Genomic DNA, 24,612 nt, shown 5'->3' with positions numbered 1-24,612 from the left:
GCAACAATTTACTTGATCTTGACGAGGAGCCCGCGGACTCACATCGCAGATCTGGCCGGTATCCGTCTCAGAAGCACCGTTGCAGCATCCAGTACGACATGACGGTCGTAGGTGAGGCGGTAGTCGTACATCGGGGTGCCGTCCTCGGCCGCTCCTCGCTCGACCGCGATGAGCGCCACGCTCGACATCGGAGCCACGATCACGATCGAACGTTCCAGTGCCAACGGTTCGTCCGCGTCCACGAACACTTTCCGGAAACCTGATTCCGGCGACGCGGCACTCGAGTCGAAGACGGCCATCAGCGCAGTACGTGCGGCGAGGTCCTCGAAGATCGCCTCGCGCGCAGGCGTCAGGCCGGTGGACGCACTGACGGTCGCCAGTACGACGGTCGAGGAACCGGTGCCGTACGCACTGTGCAACAGGCTGTTCTCGATGGCGTCGAGCAGTGTCGAATCCGCGTGCCTGCGGGCGCCGAGAGCATGGGTGAGCCCGTAGGGCGTGACCGCAACGGGGGCACGCACGGTCAGCGTTCCAGTCGGATCGAGCGATCGGACCGGCCCCTGCACCTCGCCGAAATCCGGAAGAGCCTCCGGTGCCCCGTAGAGATATCCCTGCCCCAGCACGGCACCCATGGCGAGCGCACAACTCTCGTGATGCTCGGTCTCGATCCCTTCGGCCAGAACCAGGGCACCGGTGCGCTCGGCCTCGGCGGCGACAGCGGCAACGATGGCGGCGGTCTCGTTGCTCGAGCGCCCCTGTACGAGTTCCATGTCCAGCTTGATCACGTCGGGACGCAGCAGTGGGATCAGGGCGAGGCTGGAAGAATCCGCCCCCACATCGTCGATGGCGACTCGCCACCCCAGGTTTCGAGCGTGTTCGGCCGCCCTCAGCAGACCGGCCGGATCACCCATCAGGTCTCGCTCGGTGATTTCGACGATGATGGACAGCCGCGACGCGTCCTCGAGAATCGGTAGATAGTCCCGTGGAGGCGGTGCATCGAGGGCGATGGGTTCGGCATTGACGAACAGTGCGAGCTGGTCGGGATAGCCGGACTCGAAGGCACCGCGCAACGCGCTGATTCGGCAGCGCCAATCGAAATCGGCAGTGACGCCCTGTGCCCGCGCCACGCCCAACAGTTCCGGCGGCGAAATCGGCGCAACACCTCCGCAGGTCCGCACCAAGGCTTCGTACCCCACGACGGCGCGTCCGTCCAGCGTCACGATCGGCTGGTAGACCGACGTGATCCGGACCGACATCGGCGAAATCTCCGCACTCGCCGAGGATCGATGCATGGGTGGACCCTCCCTCGATACTGATCGATCGGTCCCCACCCGGGGCATCATCATGCCCGACCGCACCCTGATGTCGACACCCGACTGCGGTCTGCGCGTCTGTTCGTTGGTTATATGGTGCTCCGAGGACTCGAGGAACGGCGGTGACCGATGGTGGGAGCGGACTCACGTCCTCATACCCCTCACGACCGCCTCTTCGCGGGTCGATACCGACTGGGCACGATCCTGGGGCGCGGCGGAATGGCCGACGTCGTGCACGCCGACGACCACGTTCTCGGCCGATCCGTAGCGGTGAAGATATTCCGCCACGGCGAGCCCCCCGACACCGCCCAACGCATCGATGCAGAAATACGGACTCTCGCGTCGCTGTCGCACCCGGGTCTGGTGACGCTGTACGACGCGGGCACTGCGCTCGATCCGAGCGGGGTGCCCGTGCCGTACCTGGTGATGGAGCTGGTCGACGGTCCGACTCTGAGCGCGTATCGCCGGAGCCGAACGATGGACACCGCCCACGTCGCTCGGATCGGATACGAGCTGGCGGAGGCTCTCGCCTACATCCACGGTCAGGGTGTGGTGCATCGCGACATCAAACCGGCCAACATCCTCCTTGCGCATGCTCCGGACGTATCGATGGGACAGTGCGCCAAACTTGCCGACTTCGGCATCGCTCGTATCGTCGACGCCGAACGACTCACCGAGCACGGCACCACAGTCGGTACTGCGCACTACCTCAGCCCGGAGCAGGCGACAGGTACCTCTGCAGGTCCCCCGACGGACATCTACACGCTCGGGCTGGTTCTCATCGAATGCCTGACCGGCACAATGGCATTCGAGGGAAGCGCGGTGGCTGCGGCGGTGGCGCGTCTACACCGCGATCCCGCCGTTCCCGAGGGGCTCGGATCGGACTGGCACGCGTTGTTGACGGAGATGACATCGAGACGGCCGGAGGATCGACCGGCCGCAGCTGCGGTCGCCCACCGGTTGCGTGGGCTCTCGCGAAGCACGACATCTATTCCCCGCACCGCCGCGATTCCAATGGAAACTGTGAACACGGTTGCGCCCCCAGCAGTTTCAGCGTCGACCGAAGCGGAACCTCCACGCCGTCGATGGATCGTTCCGGGAGCAGCGGCTCTGTTCGTCTCGCTGGGCGCAGCGATCCTCTGGGTCGCAGTCGGCACGGGCGAGGAGCCGGAGCCCCTGTCACCGTCGACGCCGACGCTTGTGCAGTCGCCCGCGGCGGTGCCCACAACGCCCGCGCCCGCACCTGCGAGCCCGATTCCAGTGCTCTCGAACCCACCTGAGCCTGCTCCCGGACCCACGACGAATTCGCTTCCGACCGAGCCCGCTGCGCCGGCCCCGCTACCGCCGGGTGACGACAAAGGAAGCTCGGGGAACGGCAGCGGGAACTCGGAGAAGGGCAACAAGAGCCCCGGCAATTCGGGAAACGGCAACGCGAACAGGAACAGCAACGGAAACAGTGGCAACGGCAACGGCAATTCCGGCCGAGGAAACTGACCCCGCGGCCGTCGACAGACAGGAGTGACGGTGACACACGTCGATACCCTCGTGGTGGGAGCAGGTATTTCCGGCTTGGTGGTTGCGACACTCCTGCATCGCGCCGGTCAGCGCGTCGTCGTTCTCGAGGCCAGAGATCGCGTAGGCGGTCGCGTCCGGACACTGCGCACCGACGAAGGCACCCTCGACGTCGGAGCGTCCTGGATTCACGGAACAGACGACAACCCCCTCGCCGATGCAGTACACGCTTTCGGAATGCGGACCGTCGAATTCACTGTCGGTAGCTACCAGCCGGACGGCAGGCCCATCGCGTACTACTCCCCTACCGGGACCAGGTTGAGCGATGCGGCCGCCGCCCAGTTCGGTGCCGACGTTCACCACTTCGACGAACTGTTCGCGACGACCATCGCGAATTCGCCCCCCGGAACGTCGTTCGGTGACGCGGTGGAAGCAACTCTGACGCAACTGGATTGGGACGACGATCGACTCGAACGAGTTCGTGAGTTCCTGGGACATCGAGCCGAGGAACAGTTGGGGGTAGGAAAGGATCTCCTCGACGCGCACGGTTTGGACGACGACGCCATCGAGGGCGACGAAGTCGTGTTCCCGGATGGTTACGACGAATTGGCCGTTCGGCTGGCCGAGGGGCTCGATGTTCGACTCGAGCATGTTGTGACGCAGGTCCGGTGGGGTCGAGACGGAGTTCTGGTCGATACCGGGTCCGGGAGGTTCTCGGCCGAGCGCGCTGTGGTGACGGTGCCGATCGGCGTACTGAAGTCCCCGGCGCTCACGGTGGAACCTCCTCTGCCGGAACCCGTTTCGGGTGCCCTGGAACGATTGGAGATGAATGCCTTCGAGAAGGTGTTCATCCGGTTCCCCACCAAGTTCTGGGACGAGAACGTCTACGCCGTGCGGCAGCAGGGCGAAGCCGGGCGCTGGTGGCACTCCTGGTACGACGTCACCATGCCGCCGGGGCGTCCGACGCTTCTGACGTTCGCAGCGGGCGCGTGCGCTCAGCAGATCCGGCACTGGTCGGACGAGCGCATCGCGGACTCGGTTCTCGAGGCACTACGTGGCCTGTACGGTGACCGTGTCGCTACGCCGGACAGCGTGTATGTCACTCGCTGGCAGGACGATCCGTTCTCCCACGGTTCGTACTCGTACATGACGGTGGGTTCACGTACGCGCGATCACGACGAACTGGCCACTCCGATCGGCGATGTACTTCACCTCGCCGGTGAAGCAACGTGGACCGATGATCCGGCAACGGTCACCGCGGCGTTGAAGTCGGGACATCGTGCAGCAGAACGGATTCTGGGGCGTCCGATTCCCTACCGAGATATCTGGGGTGCTACCGAGGAGTGACGGATGGCACCGTGGATACCGTCAGTTCAGTTGTGGATTTCTCGGCAGACCATCTCTACAGCGTTTTTCACATCTATCTGTCGATCGGCGTCGGGCTGTACTTCACCGTCCGCACCACGTTCGTCCAGGTCCGGTTGCTGCCTTCGATGTTCGAGTCGATCGGCGGATCTCGATCGAAGCCGAGGGCGGAATCTCCGCGTTCCAGGCATTCTGCGTCGGTCTGGCATCTCGGGTGGGTACGGGAAACATCGCCGGCGTAGCCATCGCCATCACTCTCGGTGGACCGGGCGCGATCTTCTGGATGTGGCTGGTTGCGGTGGTCGGCATGGCGACTGCGTTCGTCGAGGCGACTCTGGCGCAGATGTACAAGGTGCGCAATCCCTATGGCAGCTTTCGTGGTGGCCCGGCCTTGGGTAAATGGGCCTTCGGTGCGCTGGCGGACTTCGAGGCCATGCGGCGCGAGGGTCGCGAAGACAAATTCGTCGGACGCGGCAACAGTCATCTGCCGGGCGACCTCCCCGGCGACGTGTGGGATCCGGTGCTCGACAACGACCCGACGATGAACAAGCCCGACGTCGCGCGGTAAGCGTCGACACCGGCCCCAGCCAAGTCGGACCTTTCGGACATTTCACGCGTTAGGGTGATGAAACGTCCACACCGAGGAGGATCCATGACGCAGGTCGGCGACGAGGAGAAGGCCGGGCGCTCATCCGAAGGCCACGACTTCGACGAGGTGGATCAGAGATCGGCCGGAGAACGAGAAGCCGAAGTGCAGCCCGGTCGCCGCAAGCGTCAATGGGTCGGCCTCGGCGCAGGCATCCTGTTGGCCATCCTCGTGTACCTGATTCTCCCCGATGACGTAGCGCATCCAGCGCGGCTGACCGCAGGCACCGCCGTCTTGATGGGTATCTGGTGGATGACGGAGGCGGTGCCCATCCCGGCAACCGCACTGCTTCCCCTGGTCATCTTTCCGGTCTTCGATTCCGATGTCGCCGTCAACGATGTCGGAGCTTCCTACGGCAACAACATCATCTTCCTGTTCATGGGCGGATTCCTCCTGGCGCTGGCCATGCAACGGTGGAATCTGCACCGACGTATAGCCCTGTTGACCGTCGACGCGATGGGCACCAAACCGACGATGGTGATCGCCGGGTTCATGATCGCGACAGGCTTTCTGTCGATGTGGGTGTCCAACACGGCCACCGCCGTCATGATGATTCCGATCGGTGTCTCGGTGCTGGTTCTGGTTCTCGACATCGGCAAGAAGGCCGGAGCGGTGCCCGGCACCGGTGCTGACTCCGCCCCCGACGACGACACCATCACCCAGGCCGTCATCAAGAGCAACTTCGGGACCGCTCTGATGCTCGGCATCGCCTATGCCGCGTCGATAGGCTCGCTCGGAACCATCATCGGCACTCCACCCAACACTCTGCTGGTGGGCTACCTGGAGGGGCAGGGAATCACGATCGGGTTCCTCCAGTGGATGATCGCCGGTGTTCCGCTCGCCGTGATCCTGCTCGTGATCGCCTGGTTCCTGTTGACCCACGTGATGTTCAAGCCGGAGATCGACGACATACCCGGTGGCAAGCAGCTGATCAGAGGTGAGCTCGACGCCCTGGGCAGGATGTCGCAGGGTGAGATCCGGGTCGCGATCGTCTTCTCCCTGGCGGCAGTGTCGTGGGTGGCCGTTCCGCTGATCTTCGACGATGCCCCGATCTCCGACACCGGGATCGCCATGACAGCAGCACTGCTGCTGTTCCTGCTACCCAGCGGAAGCAAGAAGGGCGTCCGCCTGATCGACTGGGAGACCGCTGTCAAGCTGCCCTGGGGCGTGTTGCTGCTGTTCGGCGGCGGGCTCGCCCTGTCGGCCCAGTTCGAGTCGAGCGGCCTGACGGACTGGATCGGCAGCGTCGCAGGTGGCCTCGACACCATTCCGGTGGTCATGTTGGTCGTCGTCGCCACGGCCGCGATCATCTTCCTGACCGAGATCACCAGCAACACCGCGACGGCCGCGACGTTCCTTCCGGTGGCAGGTGGCGTCGCGATGGGCATGAACATCGATATTCTGGTTCTGACCGTTCCGGTAGCGCTCGCGGCCACCTGCGCGTTCATGTTGCCCGTGGCGACTCCGCCGAACGCGGTGTCCTACGCCAGTGGCTACATCACGATCGGCCAGATGATGCGAGGCGGTTTCTGGCTCAATCTGATCGCCATCTCACTGATCACCATCGCCGCGTACACGGTGTTCGCGTGGTCGCTCGGCATTCAGTTCTGACGCTCTGTACAGAAGAAGTCGAACGATTCGAGATCGACTTCGGCCGATTTCGCCCGCACAACCGTGCACCGGGTTTACGATGACGACTTCATCCAGGCGGATGACCCGTTCCAGGTGCGCGCCGCCATCCCCTGGTCGGTGCTGCGTCGGCGTTGCCGTCGACTCGGCAAGGCACGGGGGTGGAACATGGTCTCGGACGTCATCGACTGCAACATGGTCTTCGAGCACGACATCGAGCAGGTATGCGGTGTCTTGAGCGCGGTCGAGTTGTTTCCACGCTACTTCCCCGGGCTCGACCACTGCACACTCCGTGAGTCCACGGCCGGCTACCTGTGCGGAGTCAACGGTGTCGAGCACGCCCTCGACCTGGTGGTGGACAGACGCAACCGGCCGATCATCACCATCGAGCATGTCGAGTCCGGCGGATTCGTCAGATTCACCCTGACTGCGCGCGCGGCCGGTGAGACCAAGATCGATGTCACCGTCTTCAGGGCGGGGCTCGGCGGGTCCTACTCACCCCAGCCCGAGAACAACCGCGCAGTGGTCGATTGGGTGATGGGTGGTCTGCGCCGTCTCGAGAACTCCCTTTCCGGAACCTCGACGTCGATCGTGACCAACACCGGCGATTCGCGGTCGCTGCCGCTGGCGATCATGAAGACGATGGTGGGAACCGGTGTCATTCGTGCTGCACGTCCCGACCGCGCGTACCGACAGCTGAACTCGCTGGCCAAATGGGGTTTCACCCTCGGCGGCGGTTTCGCGGCCGCAGCAGCGAAGTCGCCGAACGAGATCGCCCTGATAGACGACCGAGGAACCCGTACTTTCGCGGAGATCCACCACCGTTCGCACCGCATCGCAGCGGGTCTCGACGCGTCCGGAATCAGCCCCGGAAGCACCGTCGGGATTCTGGCTCGAAACCACTCGGCGATGATCGAGTGCACCGTCGCGTGCGGCATGCTCGGCGTCGAGGTGGTGCTTCTCAACACCGGTCTCGCTGCCCGACAGATCGAGACGATCGCCGCCCGCCACCAGCTCCGAATGCTGTTCGTCGACGACGAGTTCGATTCGATGGTGCGCTATCTGCCCGACCACGTGACTCGGGTGAGTCTGTCTTCCCATACCGCCGTTCCGCGTCGACGCACCCTCGAGCATTTCGTCGCAGCCCCGTCCGCCACGTTCACCAGGCCGGACCGCCCCGGGTCGGTTGTCGTGTTGACCTCCGGTACCAGCGGCTCACCGAAGGGGGCGGTTCGGCCCACGCCGAAGGGCTTCGGAACCGTGGCAGCCATGCTGTCTCGCATGCCCCTTCGGATGAACGAGAGGATGTTGATCGCGGCACCGATGTTCCACAGCTGGGGGCTGGCGGCATTGCAGATCAGTACTCCCCTGCGAGCCACTGTGGTCCTCCTGGACCGATTCGATCCGGAGGACTGCCTGCGGGCGATCGAGGCGCACAGATGTACCTCGTTGATCGCGGTTCCGATCATGCTGCAGCGGATACTCGACCTGCCCGACGAGGTGCGCTCACGTTACGACACCTCGAGCCTCCGGGTCGTCGCGTGCAGTGGATCGGCATTGACAGGGTCGACCGTCAGCCGCTTCATGGACGTCTTCGGTGACGTCCTCTACAACTTCTACGGGTCCACCGAGGTCTCGTGGGCCACGATCGCGACTCCCGAAGACCTTCGCGCTGCGCCGGCGACCGCCGGACGCCCTCCCCTTGGTACGACTGTGGCGGTGCTCGACGCGGACGGTACTGCTGTTCCAATGGGGACCCTCGGCCGAATATTCGTCGGCAACGACATGCTGTTCGACGGGTACACCAACGCCGCGCCGCCGTCGACGGCGTCCGCCCGCGGAGCTGCCCTGATGGACACCGGCGATCTCGGGTACATCGACTGCAACGGACGGTTGTTCGTCTGCGGCAGGGACGACGAGATGATCATCTCCGGAGGCGAGAACGTCTTTCCGGGCCCCGTCGAGGATGCCATCGCCAATCTTCCGCAGGTCGGCGAGGTCGCGGTCGTCGGTGTGCCCGACCCCGAATACGGGCAGCGTTTGGCCGCATTCGTCGTCGGCCGTGGGTCGGCCGGCCTCGATGCGGACATGGTGCGCGCCTACATTCGAAATCGTTTGAGCCGCTTCTGCGTTCCCCGCGACATCACGTTCCTCGACGAACTGCCCCGAACCGCGACCGGCAAGGTGATCAAGAGAATGCTGATCGAGCCGCCCACCGCCGCTGGGATGTGACGTTCCGTTCGAAGGCACGGCCGGCGATGCACGCTCGGTCACTCTCGATGCCGACAGCCGCGAGCTGGATCGCGTTCGGACCTGCGTCACAACCGACGCCGTGACCGAAATTCGGGCTGTGTCGGCGACGCGTGTCGACAACAAGGTTCTCATCGCGCCTACCGACAGACAGTCGATCGCCAGCACACTGACGAGGCGGAAACCGACGGTTCCGGATAACCGGCGCCCAGACCCGGTGTGTCTGTCACGCCGAACCGAACAGCCCCGCTGCCGATGCGGTGCAGCTTCCGGGCATCCTCGCCACTGATCCACACCGTTGTGAGTTGCTCGATCGCAACTTTTTCCTCGATCGTTCACTTCGTGCCGCGCGTTGTACTCACTGTCTCAGTTGCTTGACTATTCAGAATCTGAGATTGTTGTTCGCTGACACGGGAGGAACGCGAATCGCTATGTCGAAGGCATCGAAAGACCCCCGAGAGGGAAGAACGGCGCAGGAACGTGGCGCGCATTCTTCGTTTCTCGAGCTGTTTCTCGAAGCGACTCGCGCAGAGCGTGTCTCCGACGACACACAGCCTTCGCGCGACGACCGTAGCGGTGGGCCGGCCTCTCTGCGCTGACAGACCGTGGCCGAGTTCGCCTCCGCCGGCAATTCCCCCACCAGCCCCCTGCCATGATCTGTCGACACCGCGCACGAGGGAGAGGAAACACCATGATCGACGACGAAGCCACGAATCGGAGCAGGGGCCCGCGATTCGAGGACGGACTCGAGGTCCGCCGAAATGTAATGGGAAACGAGTACGTCGCGAAGGCGTTTGCCCATGCCGCGAACACCGACTCCGCTGCACTGCAAGACTTCGTCACCGACACCGTGTGGGGCGGGGTGTGGACGCGGCCCGGCCTCGATCACCGCAGCCGAAGCCTGCTCAACCTCGGAATCCTCATCGCGCTGCGTGCCCATGAGGAACTCGCAGGCCACGTACGAGGGGCGCTGCGCAACGGCCTCACCCGAACGGAAATCACCGAGACGGTGATTCATACAGCGGGCTACTGCGGAGCACCGGCCGCGCTGGCGGCGATGCGCGTCGTGCAGAAGGTCCTCGACGCCGAACTGGGACCGCTGGTGCCCGAAGGGGACACGAACGAGTCGAAAGACCGATGACGGCACCCGCGCATAGCGCCCGCGAATCGGGTACACCGGATCCATGCCGGAACTACCCGAAGTGGAAAACGCCCGACAGGTCGTCGAGAAAGCCCTCGACCGTGTCATCGTCGACATCGACGACACCGACACGTTCGAGTGCCGACCGCACATGCCAGGCGATATCGCCCGGGCACTGAAGGGCGGGAAACTCACCGAGGCGCGTCGACGAGGCAAGGCCATGTGGTGCGAAACCGTCACGGCCGACGGCTCGGGCGGTCCGACCCTGGGCATCCACCTGGGGATGGGTGGACGCGTCATCGTCACCGCTCCCGACGGTGAACGCACGTCGCAGTACGGGGGTGGCGACCCTCATGTCGGTGAGCGCCCGACCGACAAGCCCGAGTGGACGCGCTTCTCCATGACGTTCGACGACGGTGGACAGCTTCGACTCTTCGACAAACGCCGCCTCGGCCGGGTTCGACTCGAACCCGATATCGACGCTCTCGGCCCGGATGCCGCGGAGATCACCCGCGACGACTTCCGTCACCGAATCGGTTCCAGTGGTGCACCTCTCAAAGCCCGACTACTCGATCAGTCCGCCATTGCAGGCGTCGGCAATCTACTGGCCGACGAGGTGCTGTGGCGGAGCGAGCAATCCCCGTCCAGGCGCGCCAAGACACTCACGACGGAGGAACTCGACGAGCTCCGCGTTGTTCTGCGCCGCGCGATCAGATCAGCGATAAAGAAGGGTGGCGTACACACCGGGGAGATCATTCCGTTCCGAAAAACGGATGCGGCGTGCCCTCGATGTGGTGCGCCGATGGCCCGCGGAACGGTGGGCGGCCGCACGACGTGGTGGTGTTCTCGCGAGCAATCCTGATCCGATCCATCGCGGGGTCTTATCCGATGGCGCTGTAGGACAGTAATTTTGGGAAAAGTCAAGCCATTTCCGGATGCGACACGATGTCACCGGACGGCGTACGGTGTTGGCAGCTTCGGACCCAGCCGAGGCAGCGAACTTCGCCGGAGGGTGCATGCTTTAAACCGCCGACACAGACCCAGCTCCGCACGTCACCTATCTGCCGCAGCGTCACTGTTTCGCCGTCTGGCACAACACACCGGGGGCGACGCCTGGAGGTGAGTCCACTCCCGTCGAGCTTGCGATTCCCGGCGCAGACGGAACCGTCTTTGTGCGCACCGTGGACGCGCACCTCGTGGCGGCGAACGGTCGCGAGCTCCGAACCGCAGCCGGCTCTGCGGAAGGCATGTCGGCACGCGGATGGTTGGCGATCCTGAACTACGTCGAGCACAATCCCGACGTGAGCGGGGTTCCACGAGAGCTCGTCGATGCACTTCCGCCTGCTGCGCACGCTGTTCCCAATGCCGGCGGCTCCAGCGTGCTGACTGCACATGGTGCCGTTGACGCGCTCCGCGCCAGCCTGCGCATGCAAGACGATCTGACCGAGAGTGCGTCGACCTTCACTCCGAGGCCCTATCAACTGCACGGTGCGTCCTGGGTGCCGACGGTTCAGGAGATCGGCGGCGGCGGAATCCTCGCCGACGAGATGGGGCTGGGCAAGACGCTCCAGGCCATTTCGCACATGATCGTCGGAGCGCGGCGAGGCGAGGGCAGCTACCTGGTCGTCTGCCCGACGTCGCTGATCAGCAACTGGCGCCGTGAGATCGAGAACTTCTCCGACGGCGAATTGGTCGTCAACGTGTACCGCGGACCGTCTCGCACCCTCGAGCACCGCGCCGAGCCAGGCTCGGTGACCGTCACCGGGTACCCCACCCTGCGCACCGACACAGATCGATTGAGCGAAATATCCTGGAGCACTGTGTTCTTCGATGAGGCGCACGTGATGAAGAACTCACGGACCAAGATTGCTCGCGCAGCACGTCGACTGAAGTCCACCACGCGGATAGCCCTGACCGGCACTCCCGTCGAAAACCGAATGGACGAACTCTGGGCACTGATCGATCTCACCAATCCCGGACTGCTCGGAACCCGGGCTCGGTTCACCCGACGATTCTCGGCACCCATCGAGCAAGGAGGTTCGGCGACCGCACTCGCACAACTGTCGAGCGCGATCGCGCCGGTCGTCCTCCGCCGGACCAAGGCCGAGGTTGCAACGGATCTGCCGCCGAAGCACCACATCGACGTTCTGTGTCCGATCTCGAATGAGCAGGCGCTGCTGTACAACTCGGCCGTCGAGGAAGCATTCGACACCGGTTTCGGCACCGACCGTGGACGGGGAACGGCAGTACTGGCGCTGCTCACCCAGCTCAAACTGATCTGCAACCATCCTGGGCTCGTCAAGGGCGATGTGAGTCGCCTGGCCGATCGCTCCGGCAAACTCGACAGGCTCACCGACATCGTCGAGGAGCTCACCGAGTCCTCGCGAGCTGCGCTCGTGTTCACGCAGTACCGCCGAACCGGGGAAATACTGGCCGAACACCTCGAGAACCTCACCGGAGCTCCGATTCCGTTCTTCCACGGCGGACTCGACGTAGACAAGCGCGACGAGATGGTCGAGCAGTTTCAGAACGGCAACCGATCCCCCGTCATGGTTCTCAGTCTGCGCGCGGCGGGGTACGGCCTCAATCTCACCCGCGCCGACACGGTGATTCACTACGACCGATGGTGGAACCCCGCGGTCGAAGCGCAAGCCACCGACCGAGTGCACCGAATCGGACAGAAGTCGCCGGTGACGGTCATGGCACTGACGACGGAGGGAACTCTGGAGGAGCACATCGCATCACTCCATACCCGCAAGAAGGCGATAGCCGGTTTGACCGAGAGCAACAACGAGTTGGCCCTGGCGGCACTCGATGATTCGACTTTGCGCGAGACGCTGTCGCTGAGGACGGTGTCGCGCTGATGGCCACCACACCTCGGGCCGCGGTATTCGGGTCGACTCCGTGGGGGAAAGAGTGGATCCGGCGCGTCGAGCCCATCGCTGTCACCCGGCCGAACCCGATGCTCCCGCGGGCACGAAGCCTGGTGCGCAACGATGCAGTGTCCCTGGACCACAACAACATCGGCGAGTTTCGCTGCGTCGTGTCCGCGGGCACGAAGAGTGAGACGGCTGTGCTCTCACTGCCCCGATACACGGCGACGGAACGAAAGTCGGTGATGCGCATTCTCGCCCGCCACACGCGCGGAGGTGCGAGCAGCGGTGACCTCCCCGATGAGGTTCACGCCGAACTTGTAGCGGAAAAGTTGTCGCCGGTCCCCGACGCCACCGGAGCGTTCTGTACCTGCTCCGGAAGAATCGATCCGTGCCTCCACGTAACGGCCGCTACGTACGCCATCAGTCTGATCGTCGATCAGATGCCGACATCCGCATTGGCCGTCCGTGGAGTCGATCTTTCGGCAGCGACTACGGCGAAGGATGTTCCTCGACGTTGGATGCCGATCGAAAATCTCGACAGCACAGCGTTCTTCGGCTGACCTGAGACCTGCGGCTCGAGATCAGGACGTCGCTTCGACTGCCAGTCGAGCGAGTGTGTCGTTCAACTGATCTTCGGTCACCAGCGGAAACTTGATCTGCTGGAGCAACTTCTTGTCCGTGACCTTGGACCAGTCGTAGGTGTGGCGGACCAGCGTCTCGTTGGGGCCCTGAGATTCGAGCTCCCACAGCCATTCCCAGCCGGGAGGCTCGTTGCCGGCGGGCGCCGTCTTCCACGCGAGCAGCTTGTCTTTGATGTAGCCGCTCACCACATTGTCGGTCTGGTACTCGCCGCCCATGTGATCGCCCTGCATGTTCATCGTGAACTTCTCGCCGACCTTCTGAATGCGGTCGGCGTGGTCCACGCTCCGGACGAACCCGGATCCATCGAGAGCTTGATGCCGCTCGGGATTGGACAGCACATCGAATACCGCGTCGACGGGTGCTTCGATGGTGCGTTCGACTGTGACCTTGGAATTCTCTGTCATGACTACCGCTTGCCCAGAATTCGCCAGCTTCAATCTTCGGCCATCTCGAGTTCGAGTGACACTGCATCTCGAGTTGCCGACTCGGACCGTCGTCACAGGAGGTCGAAGTCCGCGCGAGCTCGTTCGATCTCCGGCATGTGGTCGGTAGCCCATTGCAAGATGGCGTCGATCGGCATCCGAAGGGTCTTCCCCAGTCGCGTGATTCGGTACTCGACGGCGACGGGACGCGAACTGAGCAGGACCCTTTCGACGACCCCGTTTCGTTCGAGTTTGCGCAATGTCGCGGTGAGCGATTTCTGTGTCACGTTCGGGATGGCGCGACGCAGTTCGTTGAAGCGGGAGGGTTGTTCGCAGAGTACGTCGAGCACCGCCAGCGACCATTTGTCGAGTACCTGATCGAGCAACTCGCGATGGGGCGCGCTGATGGTGAGTTCGCCCTGCACGGCCGGGGTATCGGTCATGAAACCACGTCTCCTTGAAGTTACTTTCGTGCACCAGGTATCAATAATATACCTAGCCGCAACCATCGAGGAGAAGCCGATGTCCGTCATCTATTCCAGCCCGGAAGGCATGACTCAGCACGTGCCGTACCACCATGTAGCCGTAGGTACCGGAACGCGCCACGTACACGTCAGTGGCCAGATCGCACGCCGCGTCGACGGTGCCCCGGTGGCCCCTGGCGACCTTGCGGGTCAGGTTGCACACGCGCTGAGAAATACTGCCATCGGATTGGCAGGTGCGGGTGCGACATTCAGCGACGTGGTGCGATTGACCTTCTATGTCACCCATTGGGCACCGGAGAAGATCGGCGAGTTCATGACAGGTGTCGAACAGGTCGCAGTCGACATAGGACTTCCGACTCCCCTGCCGCCCGCCTCGCTCATCGGAGTCGACTACCTCTTCGAACCGGACGTACTCGTGGAGGTCGAGGCGACGGCGATACTCGACTGAATTTCACTGCGGGCCCGGATCAGTGACGACGTCGGGGCAACTCGTACAGTCGCGCAATCAGTCGACCGCAGTGTCGGTGGACGACGATTCCGGGGCCGACGGGACCCATGGCTTCAGCGGTTGCACGACGTCGCGGTAGAAGGAATCGAGGCCGTCGGTCACACTTCCGATGAAGCTGGCCGCAGAGCCCGAGCGCTTGCTACCCATCTTGGTCGGTGACGTCAGCGTGAAGTACTGCAGTTCGCTGATCCGGCCTGCGGTCAACGATTTGGTGTCCGAGCGCACTGTCGCCAAGTTCTCGCAGGATATTTCGCCTGGGTCTGCGAACACGGCTTCGACCAGGATGTCGGCAGGAGCGTTCTTCAATTGCTTGAGCAGCCATGATGCTCGTCGGAGCGCGGTCCCGTCGGTCGGCGCGTCGATAGCGGTGCTGCACTGAATCTTGTTGGTACGCAGGTCCGCTTCGACAGTGACATCTCCGGCGGCATCAGGAATGCGCAATGTTGCCGAGAGACACCCGGAGGCAACGAGTTGCTCGACGATGTACTCGTTGCGCGCCTGGGGATCTCCGCTGAACTTCCTCGGGAGGTGATGCTTCACCGGAACGCCGAGATCGGCAGTCATCCGCAAGGCCAGGTGCCTGGACAGCGACGCCCATGTATTCGCCACCGACAAGGCCTTCACATCGCCGGAGCGAAGCGTTCCTGCGGTGACCGAGTCGCGAACTGCAACCCAGTGGCGACCCATGTCGACGAACTCCGTCGCGCCTGACTTCGGGTGCGTCAGATACCGGACGAATTCGCTCAGAATCCATGCTTGCAGTGGCTCCGCAAGGTCGCCGTGCGACAACAACATTCGAGCCTCGTGAATGACCTCGGACCAGGAGATATGCCGCAGGGAGACCTTGTTCAGCTTGGTCTTGTTCACCTGGACCGGGAGCTCACCGGCGGAGGCCGGAATGTCGTTGGACAAACTCAGAACGGTCTCGTATTTATGTCGTTTTGCGACATCGAGGTAATTCTCGAGCTGCTCTTTCTGTAGCTTGCCGGTGCCGGTTTTCACTTCCAGCAACGCTGTCCACACTTGGCCCGCGCGCGATACTCGAAACACACCGTCGGGGATGACCTTGCCCTCGCCCTTGACGAACTGCACTTCGAGGTAGCCCTCGAAGGGACCGGACGGCGCTCCGGCATGTGCGCAGATTGCGCGAGCGAACGGACGAACCGCCTGCATCGTCGCGATCAGCGCCGAGGTGGCCCTCTTCTCCTGCTCCTCACCGGATCCGACACCGGACACGGAGAACAGGCGAGCCGTCTGCCACCCCTCTCCCCCGGCCAGGGTGAACTGAGGCGGCGCGACCTTCTTGGCAACGGGCTTCTTGGTGCGAACGCCGCGTTTCGGCGGTTCGATTTCGACAACCGAGACGTCGACGATCTCACCGGTCGTATCGACGGCCAGCACGTGCGAGTCGGCGACCTCGACCACGACGACGTCATTCGCCGAAGCTTCGGGCTCGCCGTCGTCGACGTCGACGCCGAAGTCCTGGGCCAAACCACCCAATCCGGATTCCCAGCCCTGACCGACCGCGCGTAGTTTCCACACGCCGTTCCGTCGGTACACCTCCCCGAACACCAATGCTCGTTCCGACGACGCATCGGCAGTGAGGAACTCCCCGAGCACCGAACCTGCTTGATCCCGCACCTGCATCGACAGTTTCCCGAATTCACCCAATGGAACATCGTCGGAGCTACCCGCGATGACCACCTTCTCGACTTCGGCTGCGAGAGAATCGAGATGGATCGACACTCGTTCCTGTTTGCCTTCGTCGGTGCTACTGCTCCCGCGGTAGCGTACGGTCGCGTCCGCGGACTCCGGCTGGTTGTAGAAGACGAAGTCTGCATCGGACCGAACGTGCCCGCTCGAATTCACCAGCAACGCAGACGCATCGAGATCTCGCTCCGGGTCTACCCAGGACACGATGACATCCAGTTCGGTCACGTCGTCCGGCAGAGAAATGTTCTGACCCTTGACGAGAATGGGTGAACTCACGCTGACACGCTCCTGTCGGACAAATCGGACTCCGACTGCTCACCCTATTCACAGCGTGACGGTGTGAGTCGAAGACGCCCGACATTCATTCATTCGGCCTACGGCACGCATGGTTGGCCCCGCTTAGGCCGGTCAGAGGATACGACTCAAGAACTGTTGTGTACGAGCATTTTTTGGATTGTCGAAGAACTCGCGCGGAGGTGCTTCCTCCACGATCTTCCCGTCGCTCATGAAAACGACTCGGTCTGCGGCCGCTTTCGCGAAGCCCATTTCGTGGCTCACCACCACCATCGTCATACCCTCGTCGCGGAGTCGAAGCATGACGTCGAGCACCTCGTTGACCATCTCGGGATCGAGGGCAGAGGTGGGCTCGTCGAACAACATCACTTCGGGCTTCATTGCCAACGCTCGTGCGATCGCCACGCGTTGCTGCTGACCACCGGACAGTTGTGACGGATAGTTCTCTCCCTTGTCTGCAAGGCCGACGAGGTCGAGTAGTTCCTGAGCTTGCCTGCGCGCCTTGTCCTTCTGCGTGCCGAGGACATGACGTGGGCCCGATGCGACGTTGTCCAGCGCCGTCATCATGGGAAACAGGTTGAAGCTCTGGAACACCATTCCTGTGTGGTGCCGCTGCTTGGCGATCTGCGCCTCCGACAGCGGCGTTCGCTTGACCCCTTCCGAGAAGCCCATCATCTCGCCGCACACTCGGACGGTCCCGGATTCAATGGTCTCGAGACAGTTGAGCGTGCGCAGCAAGGTGCTCTTTCCACTTCCCGACGGCCCGAGCAGCAGGACCACTTCCCCTTTGTCCACCGTGAAATCGATGTCGTTGAGGACGACGAGATCGTTGTAGGCCTTGGTCATGTTCCTGACCTCGACCATCGTCGTGGCCTTCCTGGTAGTAGACGTCGCACTGGTCATCGGTTCACGGCCTCGGCTTTCATTGCGCTGTCGTCGAGCTTCGGACTCGACGGACCGCCCTTACGACGGTAATTGCGGTCGTATCCACGCCCTACTCGTACTTCGATCATCTTCTGAATCAACCCCCACAGAGTCGTCAGCACCAGGAAGTACAACGCTGCGGCGCAGAGCCCTTCCAGCACTCGGAAATTCACCTGCACCAGGAACTGGGTCCGTCTCAGCAATTCCTGTACGGAGATGACCGACACCAGAGTTGTGGTCTTGAGCAACCCGTTGAAGCTGTTGCCGAGTGGAGGAATCATCACCCGCAGCGCCTGTGGGAGAACCACCACGCGGAAGACCTTCGTGGGCGACATGCCGAGGGCTCGTGCCGCTTCGGTCTGTCCGGTCGGAACCGAGAGCAATCCGGAACGGACTATTTCCGACAGGTATGCGGCTTCGTTGAGAACCAGGCCCACGAGTGCCGCCTCGATCACGCCCAATTTGATGCCGACCTGAGGAAGTCCGGTATAGATGATCACCAACTGCACCAGTAGAGGCGTGCCGCGCATCAGCCACACGTAGAACCCGGCGACTATCCGCAGGGGTGCGAGCTTGGATGATCGCGCGGAGGCGACCACCACTGCGAGAGCGAGTCCGAGGATCATGCTGACTACGGTGAGCCAGATCGTGACCCACGCGCCCTCGAGCAGCTGGGTGCTCGTCAGGATGGAGAAGAATGCGTCCCAGGACCACATGTGGGTGCCTTTCGACTTACGTTGGTCGGATCAGCTGTCGAGAGGACCGGTGCTCACGGCAATATCGCCGTCGTATCCGGTGACGTCGTACTGCTCGAACAGTTCGGGCAGATATCCGTCGCTCCTCATCTCCGACAGCACACGCGCCACCTCTGCAGAGGATTTGCTGTCCTTGGCGAATCCCATGGCCAGAGGTGCCTCGTTGATTCCACCGACGGCTGTCTCGAATCGTCCGTCTTCCTGGTAGAACGACGTGACCGACTCGACGATGGACGTGCCGTCGAGCTGGCCTGCCGAAAGCGCTTGATAGGCATCGGCATTGGTTTTGAATGTCTGCACTGTCAGCGCCGGCTTTCCTTCGGCCGCAAACTGCTCGGCCATGGCGGTCAGCGTGTCGAATTCGTATCCGGGCGCTTCGACCCCGATGGTCTTGCCCGCCAGGTCGTCCACGCTGGAGATCGATTCGGGGTTGCCCGACGGCACCGAGATCGAGACTGCCTGCACCTCGTACGGAACGAGATCGATGGTCTCGGCACGTGCAGGCGTGTAGAACATTCCGGTGTCGATCATGTCCCAACGGCCGGCCTGCACACCGGGAATCTGTGCCTCGAACTCGATGTTGACGAACTTCGGCGTCAAACACAGGCGCTTGGCGATCTCCTTACCGAGGTCGACACGCATGCCGATCACGTCCCCGTTCGGATCGACGTACTGCATCGGCGGAAGAGTCGCGTTGGTGGCCATCGTCAGTACGCCTTCTTCGGCGAGGTCCGAAGCACCGAGCGTGGGTGTGCAGTCCGTCGGCGCGGCTACGGAATCGTCCGAGGAACTACAGGCAGTGAGGCCGGCCACCACGACAGCGATAGCGGCGATTCCTGTTAACTTACGCATTGAGCGAGCCTTTCCATATCGACTGCAGCACTACACGTTCGAGGACGGGGCGGCAGCGACGATGAGGGAGTTGTTCGAGAAGAATCGATCTTTTGGGATCGATTGCATCAAGCGTCGCAGACGAATTCGGAGGCGTCAACGCGGTTAACACTGCCGACACGCGGTACATCAACTGTTAACCGTTCGCAGGTGATCGCGCTCACCGATCACAGTGCGGCACACGACGACCGCTCCACCAGACGAGCACCGATTCGATACGTGCGCCCATCGGGTTCGAGTGAATCCTTGATCTGCTGGAACAGCAGGTCCATTGCCACATTCGCCAACTGAGCGGCACCGTTGTCGACGACTGTGATTGCCGGCTGCCACATCGCGAGCCACGGCATGTCCTCGTGGCAGATCAGCGACAACTCGTCCGGCACCGACACTCCTCTGCCGACGAGCGTGGGCAGGATGCCGAAGACAGCCTCGTGGTTGGCCGCATAGAGAGCAGTCATCGCCTGGGGTGCATCCAGTAACGAATTGATCGCTTCGGCGCCGAACTCCGTGGTGAACGGGCCTTTCCGGACGATCGTCTCGTCGACCGGAATACCTGCGTCGGCCAGCGCCAGTCGATAGCCCTCGTAGCGCTCACGTCCGGACGTCGCGTCCTCGTTTCCACCGACATACCCGATACGACTGTGCCCGAGCTCGATCAGGTGCGCTGTCGCGTCGCGAGCACCCGTTACGTCATCTGCCAGCACCGTCGACGCAGAGCTCCCCTTCACCGAACGGATCAGGTTGACCACCGCTCGGCCCTGCTCCAGAAGCGCATTCGACGCCGCAGCACTTCGACCGCTGCCGATCACGATGGTTCCGTCGACGCCGTGCTCGCCCAGCATGGCCAGTACGTCGTCCTCGCGCGCCGGATCGGCATCGGTGATGCAGAGCAGTACCTGAAATCCACTGGCTGCTGCCCTCTTTTGGACGACCTCGGCGACAGTGTGAAAGGTCGCGTTGAGCAGGTTGTTCATGACCAGACCGATCAAATGCGACCGGTTGGAGCGCAGCGCGCTCGCGGCCCTGTTCGGCCGATACCCGAGAACCCGGGCCGCATCCTCCACCGCTGCCCGTGTCTCCGCCGAGATCAGCGACGATCCACTCAACGCGCGTGATGCCGTGCTGCGCGAAACCCCAGCAGCGCTCGCAACGTCGATCAAGGTGACCGCCATCGGTTCTCCGTTCTCTTGCTTCACGCCTAGGACAGACATATTCGACCGTGGTCGCGTTACAAGTACGTTTCCGGCTTGACGACTCGACCACCCCGAAGGCAGTCTATGCAATCGATCCCATAAATGCGGGTACGACGAGTCGTCGATCGTCCCGAGCCCGAAAGGCACTCCCATGAATCGCGATGATGTCGCGTGGTCCGGCTACTGGCCCGCTGCCCCCACACCGTTCACGCAGTCGGGTGCCGTCGATACCGAGGCAATTTTCGACTTGATGAATCTCTACGCGCAGACGGGAGTTCACGGTGTACTCGTGAACGGCAGCACAGGCGAGTGGTTCAGCCAGAGCGACCACGAACGAAAGACCGTAACGGAAGCATCGATCGATGCAGTCGCAGGCCGCTTCCCTGTCGTGATCGGTGTCAGCGCGTACACAGCTGCGCAGTCCTCCGCGCTCGCGAAGCACGCTGCTTCCGTCGGCGCGGACGGCATACTGGCGACGCCTCCGCCCTACGTACACACCTCGGCGGAAGAGACATTCCAGTACTACCGAAGCGTCAGCACCGCAACATCACTGCCGTTCATGGCCTACAACTGGCCACGGGGCGTTGCGGTCGACATGGGAACCTCACCCGACTTGTTCTCTCGACTGGCCGACCTGGACAACGTCGTCGCGATCAAAGACAGCACCGGTGATTGGCTCGCCATGCTCGACACCGTCGAGGCCGTGTCCGACCGCGTTCGTGTATTCGGGAGTTTTCTGCATCGACGCGGCCTTGCCACGCTGCTCGAGCTGGGCGGGGACGGCAACATCGACGGAGGTGGGGTGGGCGCGCCCTTCGCGGTGCCGTTCTACGAGGCCGTTGCTGCACGGGACGCCGACACCGCGCGCATGTGGGTCGATCGTTACCGCGCGTTTTCGGGCCGGCTCATCGCCTCGGACTACAGCGGCGTCTACGCCTCCCCCATCCCTCAGTTGAAGGCCGTGATGAACCTTCTCGGTCAACCAGGAGGCACTGTGCGAGAACCACTGCTTCCGGTCACCGACGCCGACACGCTTGCCTCGCTGCAATCGGTCATCGTCGAATCGAGTATCGACGATGCCTACGCGACCTTAGGAGCTATGCATGCGAACTGAAGTCGACGTCGTTGTCATCGGAGCCGGAATCGTCGGCGCAGCAACGGCTCTCGCCCTCACCCGCGCGGGATCCCGCGTCGCTGTACTCGATCGCACCCTGCCCAACACCGCCGGCTCGGGTACGACCGCGGGCAACCTGCACATCCAGACGATTCACACCCGCAGGCCTGGGCAGGGCCGAGCCGTCGACGTCGAACAGCTACTTCCGTTGCAGAAGTCGACGAGCACATTGTGGAACACGCTGGACGAGACCGTGCCTGGTCTCGGGCTGAACCGGTGCGGCGGCTTCATGGTGGCCGAGACCGAAGAGCAGGTCCACGCCCTCATCACGAAGCACCGATGGGAACGCGATGCGGGGATTCCGACGGAGGTACTGAGCGGTGACGAAGCGCGGCAGGCGCTACCTCTGCTCGGCCCGAGCATTCAGGCCGCAACCTGGTGCCCGTGGGACGGATTCGCCGAACCCGACCTCGCAGGCCCTGCCCTGTTGCGACAGGTCGCGGCCGAGGGAGCGTCTGTACACCCGTCGACACCGGTGATCGGACTGACCCACGACGGTGACGTCTGGACCGTCGACACCAGTGGTGGGACGTGGATTGCACCTGTGGTGATAGACGTTGCAGGTCCGTGGATGGCACCGATCGCCGCGATGGCGGGGATATCGCTCGAACTCGTCCCGACGTCGTTGCAAATGCACGCGCTGAAAGCCGCGCCCCGGACGCTCGAAGTGCTCGTACAGCACGTCGGGGAAGGAATGTCGATCAAGCAGAATCGATCGGGACGCCTCGTCCTCGGCGGCGGCTGGCCTGCAGGTGCGTTCCACGACAGCGAGCCTGCCCCGAGCAGATCCGACAGCACCACGGGAAACCTGGAGCAGGTTCGACGGCTTCTGCCTGCGCTGAGCCACAATGCGCTCCTCGATACATGGACCGGGCCCGTGGTCACCACGCCCGACGAAATGCCGGTCATCGGCGAACTCGCCGGCGCCCCGGGACTATTCGTGGCAGGCGGCACCTACTCCTTCACCTTCGCACCGCTCTGGGGACACATCCTCACCGAGCTGGTGCACGGTAGGAAACCAGAACTCGACGTAACAGCGTTCTCTCCGAACCGACTCGTCCGAATCCACGCTCACTGAAAGAAGGCTTTGAATGGCACTGGTCACGATGTTCGTCAACGGACAGGCGATGTCCGGCGGCACCCTGAACGACGCGTTGCACAAGGCGCGATTCGTGGGGAAAATCGATACCGCACCGAAATACCGATTCTTCTCCGTGCGTGACGAATTTCCCGGTTTGCACCCGGTGACAACCGATGGATACGTGGTACCGGGCGAGCTCTACGAGGTCGAGTACGACGTATTGCGCGACGAGCTCCTTCCCCGGGAACCGAAGGAACTCGAACTCGGGGTCATCGAGTTGGCGGATGGCTCGGGCTCCCTGTCGATGCGAATGCGCGAGAGCCATCTGACGGCCGCCGGTGTCACCGACATCAGTGACCGCGGCGGATGGCTGGCCTACCTCGCGAGCACACGATGAAGGTCGTGCGCGGTGGGATGGTCGTCGAATCCCACTGGGCCGCTCCGGCAGACCTGCTCATCGACGACGGCAGAGTCGTTGCGGTGCTCACCCCAGGGAGCAAGGTCGACGCGGCAGCAGAGGTCATCGATGCAACCGGGAAGCTGGTGATGCCGGGTGGAGTCGATCCACACTGCCACGTCGGGTTCACCTCCGGCGAATTCACCTCGCTCGATTCGTATTTGGAGTGCACGACGGCGGCCGTGTTCGGCGGCACCACCACGATCATCGACTTCGCTATCCCCCGTCCAGGTCAACAGCCGCTGGACGCCGCCGAGGTACAGCGCGCGAAAGCGTCGAGCGGACTGTGCGATTCGGCTCTGCACGCCTGCGTCGTCGAGTGGACCGACACTACGGCCGACCAACTGAAGACGCTGGCCGACGCCGGCATCCGAACTGTCAAGATGTTCACCACCTATGCCGGTGAGACGATGGCCAACGAACACACCATCCTCAACACGATGCAGACCACTCGCGACCTCGGCGGAATGGTCATCATCCACTGCGAATCCGACGCGATCGTCACCGATGCGCAGAACCTCGCGGCGGCATCGGACGGTGTCGATGCCGCACACATGTCGCAAACACGGCCGGAGCTCGCCGAGACCGCCTCGGTCGCAGCCATTCTCGCGATCGCCGAATCACAGAGTGCACCGGTCTACTTCGTGCATCAGTCCACTCCGGCTGCCGTCGAACTGGTCGCGGACGCTCGCAAACGAGGACTTGTTGCCTTCACCGAATCGGTCGCCCACCATCTGATCCTCGACGACTCGGCCTACGAGGGTGAGCAACCGGAAGGATTCGTCTGCTGCCCACCGCTGCGCTCGGCCGAGGTGGTCGAGGAACTCGGGCGTCACCTGTTCACCGGGCACGTCACTACCATCGGTTCCGACCATTGCTGCTACGACACCGCACAGAAGCAGGTGCACAGCCACGACGTGCGGCATATGCCCAACGGACTCCCCGGAGTCGAGACGCGTCTCCCGGTGATCTACTCGCACTACGTGGACGGATTGGGTCTGACGGCCAGCAGATTCGTGGAGTTGACCTCGGCGAATCCAGCGCGCACCAATGGCCTCTATCCACGCAAGGGCTCACTGATGCCGGGGTCCGACGCCGACATCGCGATCTGGGATCCTGAACTGGAATGGACGGTGACCACCGAATCACTCCACATGGCGACCGACTACACCCCGTACGAGGGACACCGACTTCGAGGAAAGCCGGTCACCGTGATCGTGCGCGGCGAGATTGTTGTCCACGACGGCGAACTCATCGACGCCACTCCCCGCGGTCGACACCTCGAGGCCTCACCCCTCGACTTCAGCGGGGCATTCAGTATGTGATCCTCGTACACGAGCG

General features: G+C 63.0%; 22 protein-coding genes. 14 read left to right on the top strand and 8 right to left on the bottom strand.

Translation table 11 applies throughout. From position 1 onward, the window contains the following. Positions 1-38: 38 nt before the first annotated feature. Positions 39-1,256, bottom strand: a complete 1,218-nt coding sequence (locus tag CH249_RS21165; protein WP_256988399.1) for an EAL domain-containing protein — start codon at positions 1,254-1,256, stop codon at positions 39-41. 186 nt (positions 1,257-1,442) lie between these two features. On the opposite strand from CH249_RS21165, the gene CH249_RS21160 reads away from it, so the two are divergent. The 9 genes from CH249_RS21160 (at position 1,443) to CH249_RS21120 (ending at position 13,292) form a co-directional block, all read left to right on the top strand. After that, positions 1,443-2,807, top strand: a complete 1,365-nt coding sequence (locus CH249_RS21160) for a serine/threonine-protein kinase (protein WP_094682740.1) — start codon at positions 1,443-1,445, stop codon at positions 2,805-2,807. A 30-nt stretch (positions 2,808-2,837) separates the two neighbouring features. Next, positions 2,838-4,172 carry an NAD(P)/FAD-dependent oxidoreductase gene (locus CH249_RS21155; RefSeq protein ID WP_094682910.1) on the top strand — a complete coding sequence of 445 codons (1,335 nt, stop codon included), beginning with the start codon at positions 2,838-2,840 and terminating at the stop codon, positions 4,170-4,172. A gap of 232 nt (positions 4,173-4,404) precedes the next feature. Continuing rightward, on the top strand, positions 4,405-4,758 hold the full coding sequence (locus CH249_RS28640; RefSeq protein WP_306436632.1) for an alanine:cation symporter family protein: 354 nt from the start codon (positions 4,405-4,407) through the stop codon (positions 4,756-4,758). An 84-nt stretch (positions 4,759-4,842) separates the two neighbouring features. After that, entirely contained in the window at positions 4,843-6,447 is a 1,605-nt protein-coding gene (locus CH249_RS21145; RefSeq protein WP_094682739.1) for a DASS family sodium-coupled anion symporter, read from the top strand. A 186-nt stretch (positions 6,448-6,633) separates the two neighbouring features. Continuing rightward, complete coding sequence (locus CH249_RS21140) at positions 6,634-8,697, top strand: AMP-binding protein (RefSeq protein ID WP_032398500.1); 2,064 nt, start codon at positions 6,634-6,636, stop codon at positions 8,695-8,697. Between the two features lie 709 nt (positions 8,698-9,406). After that, the gene (locus CH249_RS21135) at positions 9,407-9,856 is read left to right on the top strand and encodes a carboxymuconolactone decarboxylase family protein (RefSeq protein WP_094682738.1); all 450 of its coding nucleotides are present in this window, start codon (positions 9,407-9,409) and stop codon (positions 9,854-9,856) included. 43 nt (positions 9,857-9,899) lie between these two features. Further along, entirely contained in the window at positions 9,900-10,718 is an 819-nt protein-coding gene (locus CH249_RS21130) for an Fpg/Nei family DNA glycosylase (protein ID WP_094682737.1), read from the top strand. Between the two features lie 310 nt (positions 10,719-11,028). Next, on the top strand, positions 11,029-12,720 hold the full coding sequence (locus CH249_RS21125) for a DEAD/DEAH box helicase (RefSeq protein ID WP_218828398.1): 1,692 nt from the start codon (positions 11,029-11,031) through the stop codon (positions 12,718-12,720). Beyond that, the gene (locus CH249_RS21120; protein WP_094682735.1) at positions 12,720-13,292 is read left to right on the top strand and encodes a hypothetical protein; all 573 of its coding nucleotides are present in this window, start codon (positions 12,720-12,722) and stop codon (positions 13,290-13,292) included. Before CH249_RS21125 ends, CH249_RS21120 begins: the two co-directional genes overlap by 1 nt. A gap of 21 nt (positions 13,293-13,313) precedes the next feature. On the opposite strand, the gene CH249_RS21115 is transcribed toward CH249_RS21120, so the two are convergent. Together CH249_RS21115 and CH249_RS21110 are read right to left on the bottom strand one after the other, a co-directional pair. Continuing rightward, complete coding sequence (locus tag CH249_RS21115; protein ID WP_032398164.1) at positions 13,314-13,778, bottom strand: SRPBCC family protein; 465 nt, start codon at positions 13,776-13,778, stop codon at positions 13,314-13,316. Between the two features lie 92 nt (positions 13,779-13,870). Beyond that, positions 13,871-14,239, bottom strand: coding sequence for a helix-turn-helix domain-containing protein (locus CH249_RS21110; RefSeq protein WP_094629413.1), 369 nt, complete (start codon positions 14,237-14,239; stop codon positions 13,871-13,873). Positions 14,240-14,318: 79 nt separating this feature from the next. Between CH249_RS21110 and CH249_RS21105 the strand changes: the two genes are divergently transcribed. Beyond that, positions 14,319-14,729 carry a RidA family protein gene (locus tag CH249_RS21105; protein ID WP_094682734.1) on the top strand — a complete coding sequence of 137 codons (411 nt, stop codon included), beginning with the start codon at positions 14,319-14,321 and terminating at the stop codon, positions 14,727-14,729. 57 nt (positions 14,730-14,786) lie between these two features. Here CH249_RS21105 and CH249_RS21100 read toward each other — a convergent pair whose 3' ends face one another. The 5 genes from CH249_RS21100 to CH249_RS21080 all read right to left on the bottom strand — a co-directional run bounded on the left by CH249_RS21100 (position 14,787) and on the right by CH249_RS21080 (position 20,538). Beyond that, positions 14,787-16,778 (bottom strand): TerD family protein, encoded by a 1,992-nt coding sequence (locus tag CH249_RS21100; RefSeq protein ID WP_094682733.1) that lies wholly within the window; start codon positions 16,776-16,778, stop codon positions 14,787-14,789. 132 nt (positions 16,779-16,910) lie between these two features. Beyond that, the gene (locus tag CH249_RS21095) at positions 16,911-17,660 is read right to left on the bottom strand and encodes an amino acid ABC transporter ATP-binding protein (RefSeq protein WP_143544570.1); all 750 of its coding nucleotides are present in this window, start codon (positions 17,658-17,660) and stop codon (positions 16,911-16,913) included. A 35-nt stretch (positions 17,661-17,695) separates the two neighbouring features. Continuing rightward, positions 17,696-18,436 carry an amino acid ABC transporter permease gene (locus CH249_RS21090; protein ID WP_094629410.1) on the bottom strand — a complete coding sequence of 247 codons (741 nt, stop codon included), beginning with the start codon at positions 18,434-18,436 and terminating at the stop codon, positions 17,696-17,698. 30 nt (positions 18,437-18,466) lie between these two features. After that, positions 18,467-19,327 carry an ABC transporter substrate-binding protein gene (locus CH249_RS21085; RefSeq protein WP_032398169.1) on the bottom strand — a complete coding sequence of 287 codons (861 nt, stop codon included), beginning with the start codon at positions 19,325-19,327 and terminating at the stop codon, positions 18,467-18,469. 206 nt (positions 19,328-19,533) lie between these two features. Continuing rightward, the gene (locus CH249_RS21080) at positions 19,534-20,538 is read right to left on the bottom strand and encodes a LacI family DNA-binding transcriptional regulator (protein WP_094629456.1); all 1,005 of its coding nucleotides are present in this window, start codon (positions 20,536-20,538) and stop codon (positions 19,534-19,536) included. 172 nt (positions 20,539-20,710) lie between these two features. Here CH249_RS21080 and CH249_RS21075 point away from each other — a divergent pair, with 172 nt between their 5' ends. From CH249_RS21075 to hydA, 4 genes are read left to right on the top strand one after another with little or no spacing between them, the layout of a single operon-like run. After that, positions 20,711-21,673, top strand: a complete 963-nt coding sequence (locus CH249_RS21075) for a dihydrodipicolinate synthase family protein (RefSeq protein WP_094682731.1) — start codon at positions 20,711-20,713, stop codon at positions 21,671-21,673. After that, entirely contained in the window at positions 21,663-22,811 is a 1,149-nt protein-coding gene (locus tag CH249_RS21070; RefSeq protein ID WP_094682730.1) for an FAD-binding oxidoreductase, read from the top strand. Before CH249_RS21075 ends, CH249_RS21070 begins: the two co-directional genes overlap by 11 nt. 13 nt (positions 22,812-22,824) lie before the next feature. Next, positions 22,825-23,211: a gamma-glutamylcyclotransferase gene (locus CH249_RS21065; protein ID WP_094647854.1), complete on the top strand. Its 387-nt coding sequence runs from the start codon at positions 22,825-22,827 to the stop codon at positions 23,209-23,211. Further along, entirely contained in the window at positions 23,208-24,596 is a 1,389-nt protein-coding gene (hydA, locus tag CH249_RS21060; protein WP_094647990.1) for a dihydropyrimidinase, read from the top strand. Before CH249_RS21065 ends, hydA begins: the two co-directional genes overlap by 4 nt. Positions 24,597-24,612 lie beyond the last annotated feature (16 nt).

This window comes from Rhodococcus sp. 05-2255-3B1 (genome assembly GCF_002258545.1).
Lineage (GTDB): Bacteria > Actinomycetota > Actinomycetes > Mycobacteriales > Mycobacteriaceae > Rhodococcoides.
The sequence above is the reverse complement of the archived record's forward strand: the minus strand, read 5'-3'. Positions and strand labels throughout refer to the sequence as shown.

Excerpts from the sequence above, each read along its gene's own strand:
- hydA (WP_094647990.1), top strand. The coding sequence starts at position 23,208 with ATGAAGGTCGTGCGCGGTGGGATGGTCGTCGAATCCCACTGGGCCGCT.
- CH249_RS21115 (WP_032398164.1), bottom strand. The coding sequence starts at position 13,778 with ATGACAGAGAATTCCAAGGTCACAGTCGAACGCACCATCGAAGCACCC.
- CH249_RS21160 (WP_094682740.1), top strand. The coding sequence starts at position 1,443 with ATGGTGGGAGCGGACTCACGTCCTCATACCCCTCACGACCGCCTCTTC.
- CH249_RS21130 (WP_094682737.1), top strand. The coding sequence starts at position 9,900 with ATGCCGGAACTACCCGAAGTGGAAAACGCCCGACAGGTCGTCGAGAAA.
- CH249_RS21070 (WP_094682730.1), top strand. The coding sequence starts at position 21,663 with ATGCGAACTGAAGTCGACGTCGTTGTCATCGGAGCCGGAATCGTCGGC.
- CH249_RS21120 (WP_094682735.1), top strand. The coding sequence starts at position 12,720 with ATGGCCACCACACCTCGGGCCGCGGTATTCGGGTCGACTCCGTGGGGG.
- CH249_RS21110 (WP_094629413.1), bottom strand. The coding sequence starts at position 14,239 with ATGACCGATACCCCGGCCGTGCAGGGCGAACTCACCATCAGCGCGCCC.
- CH249_RS21095 (WP_143544570.1), bottom strand. The coding sequence starts at position 17,660 with ATGGTCGAGGTCAGGAACATGACCAAGGCCTACAACGATCTCGTCGTC.
- CH249_RS21140 (WP_032398500.1), top strand. The coding sequence starts at position 6,634 with ATGGTCTCGGACGTCATCGACTGCAACATGGTCTTCGAGCACGACATC.
- CH249_RS21065 (WP_094647854.1), top strand. The coding sequence starts at position 22,825 with ATGGCACTGGTCACGATGTTCGTCAACGGACAGGCGATGTCCGGCGGC.
- CH249_RS21075 (WP_094682731.1), top strand. The coding sequence starts at position 20,711 with ATGAATCGCGATGATGTCGCGTGGTCCGGCTACTGGCCCGCTGCCCCC.
- CH249_RS21145 (WP_094682739.1), top strand. The coding sequence starts at position 4,843 with ATGACGCAGGTCGGCGACGAGGAGAAGGCCGGGCGCTCATCCGAAGGC.
- CH249_RS21090 (WP_094629410.1), bottom strand. The coding sequence starts at position 18,436 with ATGTGGTCCTGGGACGCATTCTTCTCCATCCTGACGAGCACCCAGCTG.
- CH249_RS21135 (WP_094682738.1), top strand. The coding sequence starts at position 9,407 with ATGATCGACGACGAAGCCACGAATCGGAGCAGGGGCCCGCGATTCGAG.
- CH249_RS21105 (WP_094682734.1), top strand. The coding sequence starts at position 14,319 with ATGTCCGTCATCTATTCCAGCCCGGAAGGCATGACTCAGCACGTGCCG.
- CH249_RS21080 (WP_094629456.1), bottom strand. The coding sequence starts at position 20,538 with ATGGCGGTCACCTTGATCGACGTTGCGAGCGCTGCTGGGGTTTCGCGC.
- CH249_RS21165 (WP_256988399.1), bottom strand. The coding sequence starts at position 1,256 with ATGTCGGTCCGGATCACGTCGGTCTACCAGCCGATCGTGACGCTGGAC.
- CH249_RS21085 (WP_032398169.1), bottom strand. The coding sequence starts at position 19,327 with ATGCGTAAGTTAACAGGAATCGCCGCTATCGCTGTCGTGGTGGCCGGC.